17 protein-coding genes are annotated in these 16,848 nt (G+C 55.4%); 5 read left to right on the top strand and 12 right to left on the bottom strand.

Annotated elements, in window-relative coordinates:
• Window positions 1-6: 6 nt before the first annotated feature.
• Window positions 7-675: an RlmE family RNA methyltransferase gene (locus HKD42_RS09290; protein WP_170012715.1), complete on the bottom strand. Its 669-nt coding sequence runs from the start codon at window positions 673-675 to the stop codon at window positions 7-9.
• Complete coding sequence (locus HKD42_RS09285) at window positions 672-1,889, bottom strand: Ppx/GppA phosphatase family protein (RefSeq protein WP_170013995.1); 1,218 nt, start codon at window positions 1,887-1,889, stop codon at window positions 672-674. The genes HKD42_RS09290 and HKD42_RS09285 overlap by 4 nt, the downstream gene beginning before the upstream one ends.
• A 144-nt stretch (window positions 1,890-2,033) precedes the next feature.
• Here HKD42_RS09285 and HKD42_RS09280 point away from each other — a divergent pair, with 144 nt between their 5' ends.
• Window positions 2,034-2,909 (top strand): LOG family protein, encoded by an 876-nt coding sequence (locus HKD42_RS09280; protein WP_170012713.1) that lies wholly within the window; start codon window positions 2,034-2,036, stop codon window positions 2,907-2,909.
• 6 nt (window positions 2,910-2,915) lie between these two features.
• On the opposite strand, the gene thiD is transcribed toward HKD42_RS09280, so the two are convergent.
• The 3 genes from thiD to glmM are packed head-to-tail and all read right to left on the bottom strand — an operon-like array spanning window position 2,916 to window position 5,618.
• On the bottom strand, window positions 2,916-4,058 hold the full coding sequence (gene thiD / locus HKD42_RS09275; RefSeq protein ID WP_170012711.1) for a bifunctional hydroxymethylpyrimidine kinase/phosphomethylpyrimidine kinase: 1,143 nt from the start codon (window positions 4,056-4,058) through the stop codon (window positions 2,916-2,918).
• Window positions 4,051-4,281: a DUF1272 domain-containing protein gene (locus tag HKD42_RS09270; protein ID WP_170012709.1), complete on the bottom strand. Its 231-nt coding sequence runs from the start codon at window positions 4,279-4,281 to the stop codon at window positions 4,051-4,053. Before HKD42_RS09270 ends, thiD begins: the two co-directional genes overlap by 8 nt.
• Window positions 4,281-5,618, bottom strand: coding sequence for a phosphoglucosamine mutase (gene glmM, locus HKD42_RS09265; RefSeq protein WP_170012707.1), 1,338 nt, complete (start codon window positions 5,616-5,618; stop codon window positions 4,281-4,283). The genes HKD42_RS09270 and glmM overlap by 1 nt, the downstream gene beginning before the upstream one ends.
• 149 nt (window positions 5,619-5,767) lie before the next feature.
• Here glmM and HKD42_RS09260 point away from each other — a divergent pair, with 149 nt between their 5' ends.
• Both HKD42_RS09260 and HKD42_RS09255 read left to right on the top strand, forming a co-directional pair.
• Window positions 5,768-7,018, top strand: coding sequence for a dicarboxylate/amino acid:cation symporter (locus HKD42_RS09260; protein WP_170012705.1), 1,251 nt, complete (start codon window positions 5,768-5,770; stop codon window positions 7,016-7,018).
• Window positions 7,019-7,097: 79 nt separating this feature from the next.
• Window positions 7,098-7,706: a superoxide dismutase gene (locus tag HKD42_RS09255; RefSeq protein ID WP_170012703.1), complete on the top strand. Its 609-nt coding sequence runs from the start codon at window positions 7,098-7,100 to the stop codon at window positions 7,704-7,706.
• 52 nt (window positions 7,707-7,758) lie between these two features.
• On the opposite strand, the gene HKD42_RS09250 is transcribed toward HKD42_RS09255, so the two are convergent.
• From HKD42_RS09250 to HKD42_RS09240, 3 genes are all read right to left on the bottom strand, one after another.
• On the bottom strand, window positions 7,759-8,946 hold the full coding sequence (locus HKD42_RS09250; RefSeq protein ID WP_170012701.1) for an AI-2E family transporter: 1,188 nt from the start codon (window positions 8,944-8,946) through the stop codon (window positions 7,759-7,761).
• A gap of 65 nt (window positions 8,947-9,011) precedes the next feature.
• Window positions 9,012-9,620, bottom strand: a complete 609-nt coding sequence (locus tag HKD42_RS09245; protein WP_170012699.1) for a sigma-70 family RNA polymerase sigma factor — start codon at window positions 9,618-9,620, stop codon at window positions 9,012-9,014.
• Complete coding sequence (locus tag HKD42_RS09240; RefSeq protein ID WP_170012697.1) at window positions 9,620-9,790, bottom strand: NepR family anti-sigma factor; 171 nt, start codon at window positions 9,788-9,790, stop codon at window positions 9,620-9,622. The genes HKD42_RS09245 and HKD42_RS09240 overlap by 1 nt, the downstream gene beginning before the upstream one ends.
• A 175-nt stretch (window positions 9,791-9,965) precedes the next feature.
• On the opposite strand from HKD42_RS09240, the gene HKD42_RS09235 reads away from it, so the two are divergent.
• Window positions 9,966-11,624 (top strand): CHASE domain-containing protein, encoded by a 1,659-nt coding sequence (locus HKD42_RS09235; RefSeq protein ID WP_343042293.1) that lies wholly within the window; start codon window positions 9,966-9,968, stop codon window positions 11,622-11,624.
• A 52-nt stretch (window positions 11,625-11,676) separates the two neighbouring features.
• Here HKD42_RS09235 and HKD42_RS09230 read toward each other — a convergent pair whose 3' ends face one another.
• Together HKD42_RS09230 and HKD42_RS09225 are read right to left on the bottom strand one after the other, a co-directional pair.
• Complete coding sequence (locus HKD42_RS09230; protein ID WP_170012695.1) at window positions 11,677-12,471, bottom strand: response regulator; 795 nt, start codon at window positions 12,469-12,471, stop codon at window positions 11,677-11,679.
• 352 nt (window positions 12,472-12,823) lie between these two features.
• The gene (locus HKD42_RS09225) at window positions 12,824-13,957 is read right to left on the bottom strand and encodes an N-acetyltransferase (protein ID WP_170012693.1); all 1,134 of its coding nucleotides are present in this window, start codon (window positions 13,955-13,957) and stop codon (window positions 12,824-12,826) included.
• A gap of 161 nt (window positions 13,958-14,118) precedes the next feature.
• Here HKD42_RS09225 and HKD42_RS09220 point away from each other — a divergent pair, with 161 nt between their 5' ends.
• Entirely contained in the window at window positions 14,119-15,207 is a 1,089-nt protein-coding gene (locus tag HKD42_RS09220) for a fatty acid desaturase family protein (protein ID WP_170013991.1), read from the top strand.
• A 17-nt stretch (window positions 15,208-15,224) separates the two neighbouring features.
• Here the strand turns inward: HKD42_RS09220 and HKD42_RS09215 are convergent, their stop codons facing one another.
• Together HKD42_RS09215 and lptG are read right to left on the bottom strand one after the other, a co-directional pair.
• Window positions 15,225-15,749, bottom strand: coding sequence for a GNAT family N-acetyltransferase (locus tag HKD42_RS09215; protein ID WP_170012691.1), 525 nt, complete (start codon window positions 15,747-15,749; stop codon window positions 15,225-15,227).
• The gene (lptG, locus tag HKD42_RS09210) at window positions 15,746-16,843 is read right to left on the bottom strand and encodes an LPS export ABC transporter permease LptG (protein WP_170012689.1); all 1,098 of its coding nucleotides are present in this window, start codon (window positions 16,841-16,843) and stop codon (window positions 15,746-15,748) included. The genes HKD42_RS09215 and lptG overlap by 4 nt, the downstream gene beginning before the upstream one ends.
• Between the last annotated feature and the right edge of the window lie 5 nt (window positions 16,844-16,848).

The following is a 16,848-nucleotide window of genomic DNA, read 5'->3' as shown; positions in this document are numbered from 1 at the left end:
CGGGCGTTATTCGTCTCTGCCTTTAAATCCCTGGGCTACAACATACCATTCGGATGAACCCTTCCGGCTGGCCGGGGGCTTTGCATGTTTCACCACTTTAAAGTGGTGCTTCAGCATATTCAGCAGCTCTGTATCGGTCCCGCCTGCCAGCACTTTGGCAATAAAGGCGCCGCCTTCTGACAGCGTCTCTGTCGCAAAATAGGCTGCGGCTTCGACCAATCCCATCGTCCGCAAATGGTCAGTTTGTTTATGGCCGACCGTATTGGCTGCCATATCGGACATTACCAGATCGGGCGGTCCGTCCAAGGCGGCCTCCAATGCTGCTGGTGCCGCATCGTCCATGAAATCCATTTGCAAGATAGCTACGCCCTCGATCGGATCGGTTTCGAGTAAGTCGATGCCGACAATGGCGGCTTTGGGGCTGACCTTGCGTACCACTTGCGCCCAACCACCCGGGGCGATCCCCAAATCTACAATCCGCCTCGACCCGCGCAGAAGTTTGAACTTGTCATCCAGCTCCAACAGTTTGTAAGCGGCCCGGCTGCGATACCCGTCTGCCTTGGCTCTTTTGACATAGGGATCGTTCAATTGCCGTTCGAGCCACCGCACTTGCGATTGAGTGCGCCCGCGCCCTGTTCGGACGCGGCGCCCGGCATCTTTACTGGGTCGATTCATCGTGTGTCCCGCAAATTCTGTCTACATTGATCGCCTTCAGCATCGGCGGCCATCAGGCTGCGCAAGATACCTTCACGAATACCGCGGTCAGCGACACCCAGATTCGCCGCAGGCCAGATGTCCATGATCGATTCCAAGATTGCGCAGCCTGCCACAACCAAGTCAGAACGGTCACTGCCAATGCAAGGCAGCTCGCCTCTTTCTATGGGTGACATTTCCGATAACATCGTGCTGATCGCGCGCATGGAATCCGATGGCACAATCAGTCCGTCCACTTCGCGCCGGTCGTAATGCGGCAATTGCAGATGGAGGCTGGCGAGCGTTGTCACGGTGCCGCTGGTGCCAAGCAAGCGGATAGTGTCGGGGTTGCTTGACCGTTCTGCGATACGCGCTGCAAAAGCCGCAAAACTCTCTGTTACCACTCGCCGCATTTCGGCATAGATCGCCAATCGATGATCTTTGTCGCCGTCGGACTTACCCACCGTGTCGGTCAGCGAAACCACGCCCCACGGCACGCTTTCCCAGTCGATGATCCGCGGCACCTTGTCGCCCGGCTCAATCAACACCAACTCCGTCGAGCCGCCGCCAATATCGAAAATAACGGCGGGACCCTCTCCGCCTTCCAACAGAACATGACAGCCCAGAACAGCCAATCGGGCTTCTTCTTCTGCCGAGATTATATCCAGCGCAATACCGGTTTGCTCTTTCACTTTTTCAATAAAAGCAGGCCCGTTGGATGCACGGCGGCAAGCCTCGGTCGCGACGGAGCGGGCCAAGTGCACATTGCGGCGGCGAAGCTTGTCGGCGCACACGCCGAGCGCAGCCAATGTGCGGTCCATCGCTGCATCGCTCAGGCGGCCCGACATGGCGAGACCTTCGCCAAGCTTCACCACTCTGCTGAAGGCATCGATAACCGTGAAATTCTCACCCGATGGCCGCGCAATCAGCAGCCGGCAATTATTGGTCCCGAGATCCAAAGCAGCATAGGCCTGTTTGCGATTATGGGGCCGATGGGACGGCTTGTTGGTAAATGTGTTCTGGGCGCTCGCTTCGTGTGCTGCGCTGCTCGCAGGCCTGCTATTGCGGCCTTGACCACGCTTGCGCTTGGCGGACTGGGAGGGGGAGCGGTAGCGAAAATCTGCTACTTTGCCGGACTTATCGGCCCCTCTTTGGCCAGTCCTTTTGTGTGTGTCCGGCGGAGGAAAATCCGCCATTATCAGTACTTTCATTATCCTCTCGCGAGAAATTCGCGAGGACTTGGCCATAGTGCTACCGCGACTGCTTCGTTTGGGCAAGCGCGGAGTGCGCGGGTGTATCTGTGCTTGCCCGGTTTCCCCTTCGGCATTAGTGGCGGAGAGATGACAGACAAAACGAACGAACATGATATTTCCGGCCGCAAATTCTACCGCGCCGATGAAGAAACCAAATTTGTAGAAGCCAGCCCGGAAAGCACGCCGCAGACCCAGCATCCTGCCTATCAATTGGCGTTCCGGGACACAGACTTCATGCTGCGCGATGAATTACGCCCGGTGCGTTTCCAACTGGAATTGCTCAAGCCTGAAATGCTCCTCGACGAGGCGGGCGTCGGGTCCACTTTGGTGATGTATGGCTCGGCCCGTATCCCGTCTCCTGACAAGGCGGATGAACTCGTGGCGAATGCTGCGCCTGAGAAAAAGGCGGTCGCGGAAAAGCTCGCTGAAAAGGCAAAATATTATCAGGAAGCTCGCGCTCTTGCGAAAATGGTCAGCGAGAAATCGATTATCGAAGATGGCAAACGGCAATTTGTCGTGTGTTCTGGCGGCGGGCCGTCCATTATGGAAGCGGCCAATCGCGGGGCGTCGGATGCTGGTGCGGAATCGATCGGCCTCAATATCATTCTGCCGCATGAACAAGCGCCCAATTCTTACGTCACGCCCTATCTATCGCTGAACTTCCACTATTTTGCACTGCGCAAAATGCACTTCCTGCTGCGCGCCCGCGCTGTGGCGGTGTTCCCCGGCGGTTTCGGCACGTTTGACGAGTTTTTTGAGCTACTAACGCTGATTCAAACAGGCAAAATGAAGCCGATCCCGATCATGTTGTTTGGTAAAGACTTCTGGAACCGGGTGGTTGATTTGGAAGCTTTGGCAGATGAGGGCACCATCAATCATGATGATTTGAAACTGTTCCACTGGTGCGAAACCGCCGATGACGCATGGAAACACATCGCGGCTTTCTACGAGCTGGACCGGTAGTCCGTCTTATATCCGCCACGGTGGATAGCGGCGGTTTTCGCCTGCTTGGTAGAAACAGATCCGATTGCCATCAGGATCGCTGATCCAGCTTTCGCGCCAGCCCCAACTTTGATCTTTCGGGGCAGGGCAGGCGATCCCGTTTTCGCGCAATATGCCTGTATAGGCATCGACATCGAGGCATTCGAAATACACCGATGCGCCGCCGACTTCGCTATGCCCTGTAGAGATTGATAGTGTGACGCCGCCTTCGCTTTCAAACCGGGCATAGCCATTGGAGGGGCTATCGACGATGTGGTTTAACCCAATTGCGCGGTAGAACAGCACCGCTTCTTCATAGTTTCCTGCAGCCAGCGTAATCTGGTTAAGCCGGGGTTCCCCGACCAGATCCAATCGAACAGCATGATGGCCCAGCGGACCGGCTTTTGCGCCCAATTCGGGGGCATTGCGCAGCGCGATCCTGACGAAATCGCGCCCGCGCTCTACCGCCTGTTCCAGCGCCAAACCTTGCCCCAAAAACGTGGCAATCGCGCTTGATAAAGTGCAGCCTGTCCCGTGCGTGTGGCGCGTATCGATCTTGTCGGCTGACCAGTGGATATCGGCTATGCCGGGCTGGCATAAGCGGTCTGTAAGTGTGGCCGCATCAGCATCCCCTCCTTTGGCCAAATAAGCGATATCGCGGCGCGCCATGCCATCATCGCCGCCTAACGCATTAAGCTCTGCCAAGTTGGGCGTGGTCAGCGCTGCCAATGCCATCAATCGTTCAAAGGCCAGAATTGTCTCATCATCGGCCAAGACTGACCCGCTAGTGGCAATCATCACCGGATCAAAGATGATCGGAACGGCGAGAGTTTCCAACTTGTCTGCAACGATATTGGCAATGTCGGCTGATCCGAGCATTCCAATCTTCACTGCATCAACGCCGATATCTTGAGTGCAAGCATCTATCTGCTTTGCGACCATGTCGGCGCTTAGCGCTTCCACTGCCTGCACGCCCACTGTATTTTGTGCGGTGACCGCGGTAATTGCGGTCATGGCATAACCGCCCAGCATGGTGATCGTCTTTATATCAGCCTGAATGCCCGCCCCGCCGGAGCTGTCCGACCCGGCAATGGCCAGAATACGCGGAGGAGGGCGCAGGGGGTTAGCCATCGCCGTTAAATTTACGCTCGGTGCTGGCCGGATATTTCTCTTGCAGTTTTTGGGAGCGCGTTGGCCGGTCCATCAGTTCGCCGCCGCAATTGGGGCAGGCATCATCCAGCTTGTCTGCGCAATCAGCGCAGAATGTGCATTCAAAACTGCAAATGAAAGCTCCGGCTGCGGCGGCCGGTGTATCTGCCCCGCATCGCTCGCAATCAGGCCACATTTCTAACATTACGCGGCGGCCCGGACCGCGTCACAAATCCGGTCAACAATCTGTTCCACCTGCGCGGCATCATCGCCTTCGGCCATCACACGAATAACCGGCTCGGTTCCGGAAGGGCGAATAACCAGCCTGCCGGTGCCTTCCAGTTCTTGTTCTGCCTCGGCTATCACAGATTTCACCGTGGCATCATCCAGAGGTTTACCGCCGTCGAACCGTACATTCTTCAGCAGCTGCGGCACCGGATCAAACAGATGCATCAACTCGCTGGCTTTCTTGCCGGAACGGACCAAGCTGGCAAGGACACGCAGCGCTGCGGTGGTTCCATCACCAGTGGTCGCGTAATCGAGCATGATCATGTGGCCCGATTGTTCACCGCCAACATTAAACCCGCCTTCGCGCATTTTTTCGAGCACATACCGGTCGCCGACCTTGGCCCGTTCCAGCTTAAGGCCTTGCGCTTCCATATAGCGTTCGAGACCCAGATTAGACATGACCGTCGCGACCAAGCCGCCGCCGCGCAATTCGCCTTTTTCATGCATCCGGGTCGCGATCAGCGCCATCAATTGGTCGCCATCCACTGTTTGCCCTTTTTCATCGACAACGATCAACCGGTCGGCATCGCCATCCAGCGCGATCCCGATGGCTGCCCCTTCTTCCAATACTTTGGCCTTCAGTGCATCAAGCGAGGTCGATCCGACACCGTCATTGATATTGGTACCGTTAGGTGAAACGCCCAGTGCAATGACTTCTGCGCCCAATTCCCAAATTGCGGATGGCGCCACTTGATAGGCTGCACCGTTGGCGCAATCGACCACCACCTTCAGGCCATCAAACCGTGTTTTGTCGGACACCGCCTGTTTGACCGCGTGAATATAGCGGCCCTGTGCATCGTCGATCCGGCGGGCGCGGCCGACTTTGGCAGCGGGTGCAAGTTCTTGATCCTGCATGATCGCTTCTTCGATCGCCAGTTCATCTGCGTCGGATAATTTGAAACCATCCGGTCCAAACAGCTTAATGCCGTTATCTTCGTATAAATTGTGACTGGCGGAAATCATCACGCCCATATCGGCGCGCATCTCTCTGGTCAGCAAGGCAATCGCCGGCGTTGGCAATGGACCGGTCATAATCACATCCATGCCGACGCTGGTGAAGCCCGCGACCAGCGCGCTTTCCATCATATATCCTGACAGGCGGGTGTCTTTGCCGATCACCACCCGGTGACGGTGATCGCCGCGCATAAAATGCCGCCCTGCGGCTTGGCCCACTCTCATGGCGATTTCTGCAGTCATCACACCCGTGTTGGTGCGCCCGCGAATCCCATCTGTGCCAAAGAACTTCCGTGCCATGTATTATTTCCTGCGGTAAAGCGCCCAGCCTATGAGCGCAGATTTGCCACGAGCTTCTGGCGGGATTAGGCCGCGTTGTGAAGTGCCGATTCGCACATCAATGGTTCAGGGGACATGATTTGACAGGCGGCACAGATGATAAGGCGCACATGACCGCCCAAGACCCGGTCGAACTGGTATCGATCAAACTGCCAGTCTGGTGGACATTTGGCGGATTAATCGCCGGTCTGACGTTTGGCTTGCTGCTGGCCGGGAGCGATTTTCTGGATGCCGTGGCCAAGCCGATCAATCTGGTTGGCACACTGTGGCTGCGGGGCCTTCAAATGACGATTATACCGCTGGTCGCTGCTTTGCTGGTGCTGGGTATTTCGCAGATGGCACAAGCTGCGCGTGCGGGGGCCACAGCGCGGACAATGTTGTTGCTTGTTTTTGGCGTGTTGGTGTTCAGCGGGTTGGTTTCTGCCTTCTTGATGCCCGCATTATTGGCCGTATTTCCCATTCCCGAAGCAGCGTCTTCCATGTTGGCGTTGGAACAGGTTGAAGAACAACAAGTGCCCGAATTATGGGCGTTTCTGGAATCTCTTATTGCCCCCAATCTGATCGCGGCTGCGGCGGAAACCGCGATGCTGCCCTTGACGATTTTCTTCGCCCTGTTTGCGGTCGCTATATCTCGTCTGCCATCTGGCCAGCGGGCGACCTTGATCGGGTTTTTCCATGCTCTGGCCAATGCAATGCTGACGATCATCGGATGGGTTCTGTGGCTTGCCCCGATCGGCGTGTTTGCATTGGCAGTCGGTGTCGGTGCGCGCAGCGGCGGCGGGGCTTTTGCGACCTTGGCCCATTACATTCTGGCGGTGTCAGCAATGGGCGGCTGTGTTTTGATTGCTGCATATTTGCTGGCGACGTTTGGCGCACGGCAATTACCATTGGCTTTTGCGAAGGCTATTTTGCCGTCGCAGGCGGTCGCGGTTTCCACGCAGAGTTCATTGGCGAGCCTTCCGGCCATGCTGGCCAGTGCCAAACGATTGGGCATTCCCGATGCCACGGCAGATTTTGTCTTGCCGCTAGCGGTAGCGATTTTCCGCGCTACCAGCCCGGCGATGAATATGGCGGTGGCGATTTATGTGGCCCATTTGGCGGGGATTGAACTGAGCTTGCCGGTCCTGATGATCGGTATCGCGGTGGCGTTCATTATCAGTGTCGGATCGGTCAGCCTACCGGGGTCGATCAGCTTTGTGGTTTCCATCGGCCCTATCGCTTTGGCAATGGGCGTTCCGGTTGAACCGCTGGCGCTGCTGGTCGCGGTTGAAATGTTACCCGATATTATGCGAACGCTGGCCAATGTGACCATGAATGTGGCGGTTACGGCCACTGTCGATCAGGTTCGCAATAAACCGTGAATTTTTTGCAACCCTTTCGCGTGCTATGCGTTTAGGAACCAACATCGTAATTTTAGACTGAGAAATTTAGGGAGTTATCATGGCTTTTTCACTACCCGATCTGCCTTACGCAGACACTGCACTGGCACCGGCGGTTTCCGCCGAGACATTGTCATTCCACCACGGTAAACACCACAAGGCGTATATCGACAAAACCAATGCTGCGATTGAAGGGACCGCACATGCGGATGCGTCTTTGGAAGACGTCATCGTGGCATCACGTGGTACCAATCAAGGTCTCTTCAACAACTCTGCACAGACATGGAACCACGCGTTTTACTGGCACTCAATGGCACCAGAGAGCACAGCACCATCGGATGAGCTTGCAGCAAAGATCAACGAAGCGTTTGGTTCTGTCGAAGAATTGAAAACACAATTGGCTGATCGCGGCGTGGGTCACTTCGCCAGCGGTTGGGTCTGGCTTGCCGAAAAAGACGGCAAGCTGTCCATCGAAGAAACGCATGATGGCGACACTCTGGCAGATAGCGACTTTAACCCGCTCTTGACCATCGATGTGTGGGAACATGCATATTATCTTGATCACCAGAATGCGCGCCCAGCCTATTTGAAGGCTGTGATTGACGGCAAGCTTAACTGGGCGTTTGCCTCAGAAAACCTGGCCCGCGGAACTGCTTGGCAATACGCGTAAGCTCTAACTGCAATTGGAAGGCCCGCTTCGCCTATTGGCGAGGCGGGCTTTTTTATGCGCGCCGATCAGATACGGCGTTGTCGTCGCCCAAGGCGAGGAGATTGCTGGCGAATAGCGGTTCCCCAAATATAAACCCGATCAGGTTGGGCTTCCCGACATGATCGAAAAACGCCGTCAGCATGAGCAATATCGGCACCGAAAGCAGGGCGCCAAATACGCCCCAAATCCATGAGAAATAGCTAAGCGCAATCAGGATCATCACCGGGTTCATAGTGAACCGCGCGCCAAGGATAGATGGGGTGACTACGTTCGATTCGACGGTATGCAGACCCAGATAAGCGGCCGCCGGAATGAAGCCCAGAACCAGCGTTTCTGCGGTACCGATGCCGAACAATGTCAGCAGGGCGGTCATCAACAAAGGCCCGATATAAGGAAGGAAGTTGAGCAATGCCGCCAATCCGCCCCACATTACTGGCGCGTCTACGCCCAGCATCCAGGCCCCCAAGGCAACAATCACGCCGACACATCCATTAATCCAGGCCACGGTAAGGATGTAGGCTGCGACGCGATCTTGGACTTCGCGCATAACACGGGCTGCTTTGATGCTGGTACCGTGACTGGCGCGTTCAAACAGTAAATGGCGGCGAAGGCTAACCCGGCCTTGGATCATGAAATATGCCATCAGCAGGGTCAGCAACGTTTCGATCAGCAGGCTTGGAGTAGCAAATGCCAATTGCTGGATGACCGAAGGGCTGGCCAGCACAACCTCGGTCGCGCCCGATTGGCCCATAAGCAGCGATAGCTGTTCATTGGCTAACGCTATCCACGCAAACTCGTCTTTCAATTCACCGAACCGGTCGGCCACTTGCTGCGCCATCGCGGGCACGCTGTCGAACAGCTCAACCGCCGGTTGCAGGATCAACGCTAGCGCCAGCAGCAAGACTGCGAAGAAAATGAGCAAAGCCGATAAAGACGCCAAAACGTTGGGCACGCCCCAGCTGGAAAGCTTATCCGCCAACGGTGACAATATGATCGTCAGCACGATGGCGGTGGTAACCGGCAAGAAAACTACAGACCCGATCGACAGTACAAATGGCAAAGCCAGGAACAGCCCCAAACCAAGCAGCAGCACCAACGCCGAAATCAGGCGCAATTCCTGCTGGGCGAAGGCCAGCCGCTTGCTGCCCAGAGCTTTGTCGGACTCTGCGTTTGGTGCGGCATTGGGGTTTTGGTTGTCCATCGCCACACTGTTTGGCGATGATCGGGCTGCAGAGCAAGATAGGCAGTCGTATTACGGCCGGGCCGTTACACTTTTGTCGCTATACCTTTGCCCGCTGCCACATCGTCCAATTCTTGCAAGATCGCCCGGTGCGCCCGTGCGTCGCCGATGGACCGCTGGGGAATGTCGCCATCTTCCAGCATAGAGGTGAGCGCCGCACGCGCGCGTCCGACACGGCTTTTTATGGTGCCGACTGCGCAACCGCAAATATTGGCCGCCTCCTCGTAAGAAAACCCGCCTGCTCCGACCAGAAGGAGAGCCTCGCGCCTTTCCGGCGGCAGGGTCAATAGCGCACGGTGCATATCGGATAGGTGGATAGGCTCCTCTTGACCAGCGGGCGCAGTCAAGATGCGTTCGGCCACACCCTCGTCATACTCGCCGCGAAACCGGTTGCGGCGCATGTCGGTCAAATATGCATTACGCAGGATCACAAATGTCCAGGCACGCATAGATGTGCCTGGCTCAAACCGTTCCTGTGCTGCCCAAGCTTTGAGCATGGTTTCTTGGACGAGATCATCCGCCATATCGGGTCTGCCGCATAGGCCGCGAGCAAACGCCCGCAAATGCGGAACGACTTCGGTCAATTCCCGTTTAAAATCTGCTTTTTCGGCAGCAGAGCGCTTACTATTTTCCATCAGGATTTGTCGTCGAGCTTAGACAGCAGATCTTTAAAGCTGTCCGGCAGGGGCTCGTCGACCACTGAGTCATAGAGCTGGCGTAGGCCGTCAGCCCACTCCGGCTGGTCGACAGTGGTGTCGCCATCATCAGCGTTATGTCGCTGGTTAGGGGTTTCGTTATCGTTCATGTATTTCAGCCAAATAGTTAGGTTAGCTTGCGGCGCAATCTGCCGCGATTTCTATTGATGTATAATAAGGGAACGAAGCCCGCTGTGTTTGGTTCCGTTTAGGAGCGACTGAATGATTGCACAAACATTGTAGTGGCTGCGTGTGAATTAGATAGCAAATAGCAGAAAGGGTAATGTGGTAGAACAAGTCTCTCATGATCGCCGTGTGCGGCGCCTGATGATGGACTTTCCGCGCGCCCTGCCGGCGGCTGTTTTCCTGCTTATTGCGGCGATAACCGGGCTAAGCGTCTTCGCCATAGAGCGCGGGGAGCATCAGCAGGAACATGCTGAGCTGCGTGAACGGGCGAAAGCAGTTGCCTCGGCTTTGGAGAGGCGGGGCGGAACGACTGCCTCTTATCTCAGGGCCGGCGCCGCATTGTTCAGTACCAACGCAGATGTCACCCCGGAATTATTTGACCGGTTTGTCAGTAATATACAGCTTGATTCCGATTATCGCGGTGCAGATGGTTTGGGTTGGGCGAAACGCCTGACCGCTTCCGGGGTCGAACAATTTGAGCAGGATTACGAAGCGCAGTTTGGGGAGAGCATTCGGGTTCTGCCTGACGTTGCGGTAGGGCAGTCGGCAGTCGTCCCGGTCACTCTCCTCCGGCCGGACACAGAACGAAACCGCAGAGCGACCGGCTATGATATGTATTCCGAACCAGTGCGGCGGGCAGCGATGGATCTTGCCCGGCAAACCAACCGTCCAATCGCCAGCGGTAAGCTGGTTCTGCTGCAAGAGGGCGAAGGCAGCGAAGCGGGCTTTATTATCTATATGCCAACATTCGTTGAGGGCCGATCCGCACAACCACCCAAAGGTTTTGTTTACAGCCCGTTCAATGCCAACGAATTTCTGGCATCTGCACTAGAATTGGAAACACGCGGCGATAAGGGTTTGCGATTGTTTGACGGGCCCAATGCGCCAGGAAATTTGCTTGCCGAAATTGCGCCGCGCCAGCGCACCGGTGTTACAGTTTCAGAACCTGTCACCATCGCCAGTCGGCAAATGGTGCTGGAGGTAGAGTCAGCGCGCGGCTATTCTCTCTCTAAACTTTCGATATTGACGCTGCTATTCGGCATTTTGGTGGGCAGCTTGTTGATGATCGTGGTGCGTTTGCTGACGCGTCAGGCAATTGAAGACGATGCCTCACTGGCTTGGTTGAAAGAACAGAGTTCGATCAGGGATTCCTTGACCAGAGAACTGAACCACCGGGTCAAAAATACGCTGGCCAACGTCTTGTCGATCATCGCCCTGACGCGCCGCCGGTCCAAGTCTCTCGATGATTTTGCAGATAGTTTGGACGGGCGCATTCGGGCGCTATCGGCAACGCATGACTTGCTCACCCAATCCGATTGGGGAACGACGCCAATCCGCGATTTGATCGTCGCAGAGATGGCACCCTATGCCAAAAACCATGACAATGTTCTTAATCTGGAAGGCCCGGAAGTCGAATTGGCGCCCAGCGATGCGTTGTCACTCGGCCTTGCGATCCACGAGCTTGCCACCAATGCAGCGAAATATGGCGCGCTCAGCCAATCAGGCGGCAGCGTTCATATTTCATGGGCGAAACTCAGTGACGAATTGGCGCGGCTGGAATGGCGTGAGTCTGGTGGGCCGACTGTGTCTGAGGAACGGGTTTGCGGTTTTGGTACCAATCTTATTGAAAAGATCGTCGCGCATGAGCTGCGCAATCCGGTCGAGCTAAACTTCCACCCGTCTGGTGTCGAATGCAAGCTTACCGTGCCGTTGCGCAAGCCTAGCGATTTTGCGATCCGTGCCCACAAATCGGGCTAGATCTGTACTGTACCCAATGAAAATCACGATTGAGCGCTAGTCTAATTGAACGCTAGTCTAGCGGCTTGCTCGATCCGAAGAACAGAGCTTGGCTGATCGCGGTTCGCACCGTTGCTTCTTGGAATGGCTTGGTGACGAGATAGGTTGGTTCGGGCCGGTCGCCGGTCAGCAACCGCTCTGGATATGCTGTAATAAAGATTACCGGAACGCTGCCCATTTGCAGGATATCATCGACCGCATCGAGGCCGGATGAGCCATCGGCCAGTTGGATATCAGCGAGTACAAGACCCGGTGTTGTTGATGCCGCGAGTTCGGTTGCCTGCGTTCTGGTTGCAGCGGTGCCGCACACTTCGTGGCCAAGGCCCGTCACGAGGTCTTCCAATTGCATCGAGATGAGCGGCTCATCCTCGATAATCAGAACGCGTGTTGCAGATTCTTTGTCGATTTCTGAAACAGCTTCAGTGATCAGTCGCTGAACATTGTCTTGATCCAGATCCATGATCTGCGCGGCTTCTGCGAGGGTGAAGTCTTCCAATGTGGTCAGCAAAAGAGCCTGACGGTTCAGAGGCGTAACTTGACGCAGCCGTCCTTGCGCAGCTGCCTCGTGCTCGCTCACCGTTCCTGCGCTGCCTTCAACTTCCAGATATGCGCTCGACCAGACTTTGTTGAAGGCTGCATATAACGGCACGCGCCCGTCAGACAGGCTCGCTTTGAGCGCATCATCTGCCAGTGCAGCTTCCAGCGTGGCGCTGACGAAGCTGTCCCCGGATTGTTGAGAGCCTGTTAGCGCCCTTGCATAGCGGCGCAGAAACGGGAGATGTTGGGCGATTTCTTGACCAAGCGACATGGAATACGTTCCCTATTCAAATTCTAATATGGACGCATACACATCCGAGACCAGCACTAACGGTTACAAGGCCTGAATGTTCCGGTTTTTGCAAACGTAATTTTTATCCGAGGGCCATTTGTGAATTTTTGGCATTCCAAGCTGGACTATGCAAGAAATCATCGAAATTACGCATATGAAATCAATGGTTTAGTGATTTTCTGACGATTTTTTATTTTCGGCAGGAACCGACCGGCTGGGTGAGCATTTATCTTGTATCACCGCCGAGACCCCCCTCCCGTCCAAGCGGTGGTGATATGATCCTAAGGCCTCCACTCCGCAACCGGAGTGGAGGCCTTTTAATTTTGGGCGGTTACAGCGATTTCTCGTAGATCAGATATTCGCGATTGATTTTACTGTTAATCATGTCGGCGATGGAGACCATTCCCTGGTTGTCGTCCAATATCCATCCGATTTCTCCGTGTCTGGAATTGAAGACTTCATCGGCATTGCGGCGTATTTCGTCGATCATCAGGAAGGCGCATTGGCTTGCCATCCGGCTGCCATGAAATTCCTTCAAGACACCCATTAACGGAACCCGCATCCCGGTATTCACGGGTTTTCGCGACCATTTCAATAGTTTCAGCCAGCCAAATGGCAGCATTTTCCCGTTAATTTCGGTCAGCACATCATTCACGTTGGGTAACGTAATAATGAAGGCGATAGGCCTTCCTTCCAACTCGACAATTTTGATCAGTTCAGGATGGACGAGTGGTTTCAGTTTTTTGGCCGCATAGGCGATCTCTCGGTCCGTAAATGGCACAAAGCCCCAATTATCGGACCATGCGTCGTTCAAAATATCGAGGATTATCCGGACCTCGTCAGCAAAACGGCTTTTATCTGCCGCGCGCATTTTGATTTTTCCGTTACGCTGGGTGGCTTTGACCACGCGCTCGACAATGGGGGGGAATTTTTTGGAAACTTCCAGATCATAGGTCAGAAGCCGTTTGGCAACGGTGTATTCATTGCCTTCAATCCATGCCTGATAATGGGCAGGATGGTGGCCCATCATGATCATCGGCGGGTGATCATGACCCAGCGTGAGCAGGCCGGGTTCTTCCCAAATCGACATACTGATTGGCCCCAGCACCCTGTTCATGCCTTGATCGCGCAACCACTGTTCCGCTTGTGCCATCAGCGCTTTGCCGACGTCTTCGTCCTCCGCGTCAAAATACCCGAACATACCGGTCCCAGGTCCCATCCCTTGCTCGCGGGGCAGTTCCAGAGCCAGTTCATCAATATGGGCGGATATACGTCCAACAGCGATACCGCCGCGAAAGGCCATGTAGAGCTGAACGCGGGCGTGCCCGAAGAATGGATTCTTGGCCGGATCAACCAGTTCCAGTTGTTCGCTACGCAGCTGCGGCACGCTGTTTGGTGTCGCTGCGGCAAATTTTCGGCCGAGGTCAACAAAGGCAGCACGTTCTGCCTTAGTATTTGCGGGCATGATATGTATGGTGTTGTCAGTCACGGGCTACTCACTGTTCAGCTGCTATTAGCCCTGTCTGTGCTTACTGGCCTTTGTCAAGAAACAGGCTTCAGGAACCGTGGCGGGTTGGGGCTGTTGTGACAGGATAAAGTCGGCTAATAGGCCCTTGGAAATAGATGATGAACATACAACGCACCATAGATACCGGATCGGGCCCTGCCACGGCAGCTGGCAAGCCGGTCAGCTCGCCCATCGCTGATGACAAGGAAATGCTGCGCGCCGCGCGCGACTTGACCAAAGACATTTCGGAAGCACGCGCCGGGATATACTGGACTGATATGCTGGGTTCTGCGGTGGTTGGATATGGGTCATTGGCCGCTGCCATTCTGCTGGAAAATACAGCGCTGGCAGTGTTCATGGGTATTGTCGCTGCCTTGTCGCTCTACCGCGCGCTGCTGTTCATCCATGAGATTTCGCATTTGCACAAAAATGCATTGCCGGGTTTCCGAACCACATGGAATGTGCTTGTCGGTATGGTGATGCTGACCCCTTCTTACATGTATGAAGGCGTTCACACGCTGCATCATGCCCGCACGCGCTACGGCACGGCAGAGGATCCTGAATATTTGCCGCTTGCATTGATGAAGCCGTGGTCGCTGCCTGCCTTTGTGTTGATTGCATTGCTGGCGCCGCCTGCATTGCTGATCCGGTTTGGCATTCTTGTTCCGCTGGGCGCAATTTTTCCGCCAATACGCAAGCTGGTCTGGGAACGGGCCTCTGCATTGGCGATTAACCCCGATTTCCGCCGCCGCCCGCCAGAAGGTGATTTAAAGCGCCGCGTATTCTGGCAAGAGGCGCTCGGCATGGTGTGGTCTTGGGCCCTTATCGGCAGCATCTTTGTGCTCGGTTGGAAGCCTTTGTTGGTAGCTTTGGCGGTTTTCTCTCTGACTGCGGTTCTGAACCAATTGCGCACACTGGTGGCGCATTTGTGGGAGAATGAAGGCGAACCGATGACGGTGACGGCGCAATATCTCGATTCAGTGAATGTTCCGCCGCCGGGCTTCTTGGCAGAGGTTTGGGCACCGGTTGGGCTACGCTATCACGCGCTGCACCACTTGTTGCCCAGTATGCCGTATCATTCACTGCCCGAAGCGCATCGCCGCTTGGCAAAGCATCTTGGCACCGGATCCACCTTTGACGGGGCCAATCATGGCGGGATGATGGCGTTGGTCTGGCGGATCGCGCGCAGCACGATGCGGGTCCGCTAACTCGCGACCGATCGGGTTTATCCTATAAAGTAGATCATGCCGCAGCGTCTGTCGCGCGGTAAGCCGTTATTGGCTTCCTCGCTGATTTCATCAGCCAATCTAGGGTGGGCCGCCATGTCCTCCACCACGGTGAAGCCGATTTTTTGATAAAACGGTCTATTCCACGGGACATCACGAAACGTGGTTAAGGTAATAGCTGAAAAGCCGCTATTATTTGCATCAATGATGCACGCCCTTAACAATCCAGCGCCAATGCCGCATTGCTGGAAATCGGGATGAACCGACATTTCCCATATGTGCAATTCGCGGCGGAATGGCTGGCTGGTCAGAAAACCCACAATCAGCTCGCCGGCAGCCGCCACCAGGCAGTGCCCCCGTCTTATGAACTGACGATGCTCGGCAGCGGTCCAAACATCATCGAAGTCAATATTTGTTAGATCCGGATCGCCTGAAAATAGCTGGCCCGCCGCACGTTCGATGGCGGGCAGATGCTCTGCATCGTCCATCTGTGCGAGACGCAGAGACCATTCTTCGGTCGTCATTCTTCCGTCCGGATCAGGACAGTCTCACCGATAAACAGGAACAAAAAGAACGGAGCCCATGCAGCCAGAAATGGCGGATATCCGCCGAAACTGCCCATAGCGAGCGCCGCATTATCGACCACAAAATAGGCAAAACCCAATCCCATGCCGATAATCGCGCGCACGAAAAGCTGTCCGGATCGGGCAAGTCCGAAGGCCGCGACCGCGCCGAGCAATGGCATCAGGAAGGCGGATAGCGGCCCGGACAATTTGTGCCACCATTTGGCTCTCAGCTCGCTGGTCCGGCGGCCAACCGCTTCATAAGCATCAATGGAGCGCGACAGTTCGAAGAACCCCTGTGCATCGGCATCAACGCTGTCGAGCTCAATTTGGGAAATGGTCAAACCTTCGCCGACGATGAGTTCATCCACCCCGGAGGTATTGGCCGCTGCGACGTTGAAGCGTTCAACCCCCTGTAAACGCCATCCTGGACTTGCAAAGCTGGCGCTGTTGGCATTGATCTGTTCCGCAAGCTTGCCATTGGGATCGCGGCTATACCATGTGACATCCTGCATCGAGATGTCAGTGCCTGTCCCGGTAATCGTGGCGGCGGTCAGAATATTGGCCCCGTCAGTCATATAGACATTGGTCCGCACACCGGTTTCTTCGGGAATGGGGCCGTATTGTGCCCCCTCCCACGCTTTGAGCGAGGCGTTGGCACGGGTGACAAACCGTTCATTGAAAGCAAAGCTGAGGCCGGCCACAACCAAAGCGGTCAGCAGAAGCGGGGCGAGGACCTGATGCGCGGATAGGCCCGCAGCTTTCATCGCGATTACTTCGCTATTCTGGTTCAGCGTGACCAACGTGATCAATGTCGCGAGCAGGACCGAATAGGGCAGAAAGCGCGATATCAGTTGCGGGAGCCGCAGCATGACATACTTCCACAATTCGTCTTGCCCATTGCCCTCCGCGGCCAGGATCTTTCCGGTATTGCTGAGCAAATCCAGCGCCATCAGTACCAACACAAGCACGGCCAGCATCGCAATGATCCTGAGCACGAACATCTTCGCCAGATAGATCGTCAGCGATCGCGACGGGAAAAAATCAAGTTGCATCGCAG

This window comes from Pontixanthobacter rizhaonensis, from assembly GCF_012972675.1.
In the GTDB taxonomy this organism is placed as follows: Bacteria; Pseudomonadota; Alphaproteobacteria; order Sphingomonadales; family Sphingomonadaceae; genus Pontixanthobacter; species Pontixanthobacter rizhaonensis.
Note: the sequence above shows the minus strand (reverse complement) of the source record. Positions and strands in the feature narration are given on the sequence as shown.

Coding starts and splice junctions, on each gene's coding strand:
- HKD42_RS09290 (WP_170012715.1), bottom strand. CDS start 675: ATGAATCGACCCAGTAAAGATGCCGGGCGCCGCGTCCGAACAGGGCGC.
- HKD42_RS09285 (WP_170013995.1), bottom strand. CDS start 1,889: ATGGCGGATTTTCCTCCGCCGGACACACACAAAAGGACTGGCCAAAGA.
- HKD42_RS09280 (WP_170012713.1), top strand. CDS start 2,034: ATGACAGACAAAACGAACGAACATGATATTTCCGGCCGCAAATTCTAC.
- thiD (WP_170012711.1), bottom strand. CDS start 4,058: ATGGCTAACCCCCTGCGCCCTCCTCCGCGTATTCTGGCCATTGCCGGG.
- HKD42_RS09270 (WP_170012709.1), bottom strand. CDS start 4,281: ATGTTAGAAATGTGGCCTGATTGCGAGCGATGCGGGGCAGATACACCG.
- glmM (WP_170012707.1), bottom strand. CDS start 5,618: ATGGCACGGAAGTTCTTTGGCACAGATGGGATTCGCGGGCGCACCAAC.
- HKD42_RS09260 (WP_170012705.1), top strand. CDS start 5,768: ATGACCGCCCAAGACCCGGTCGAACTGGTATCGATCAAACTGCCAGTC.
- HKD42_RS09255 (WP_170012703.1), top strand. CDS start 7,098: ATGGCTTTTTCACTACCCGATCTGCCTTACGCAGACACTGCACTGGCA.
- HKD42_RS09250 (WP_170012701.1), bottom strand. CDS start 8,946: ATGGACAACCAAAACCCCAATGCCGCACCAAACGCAGAGTCCGACAAA.
- HKD42_RS09245 (WP_170012699.1), bottom strand. CDS start 9,620: ATGGAAAATAGTAAGCGCTCTGCTGCCGAAAAAGCAGATTTTAAACGG.
- HKD42_RS09240 (WP_170012697.1), bottom strand. CDS start 9,790: ATGAACGATAACGAAACCCCTAACCAGCGACATAACGCTGATGATGGC.
- HKD42_RS09230 (WP_170012695.1), bottom strand. CDS start 12,471: ATGTCGCTTGGTCAAGAAATCGCCCAACATCTCCCGTTTCTGCGCCGC.
- HKD42_RS09225 (WP_170012693.1), bottom strand. CDS start 13,957: ATGCCCGCAAATACTAAGGCAGAACGTGCTGCCTTTGTTGACCTCGGC.
- HKD42_RS09220 (WP_170013991.1), top strand. CDS start 14,119: ATGAACATACAACGCACCATAGATACCGGATCGGGCCCTGCCACGGCA.
- HKD42_RS09215 (WP_170012691.1), bottom strand. CDS start 15,749: ATGACGACCGAAGAATGGTCTCTGCGTCTCGCACAGATGGACGATGCA.
- lptG (WP_170012689.1), bottom strand. CDS start 16,843: ATGCAACTTGATTTTTTCCCGTCGCGATCGCTGACGATCTATCTGGCG.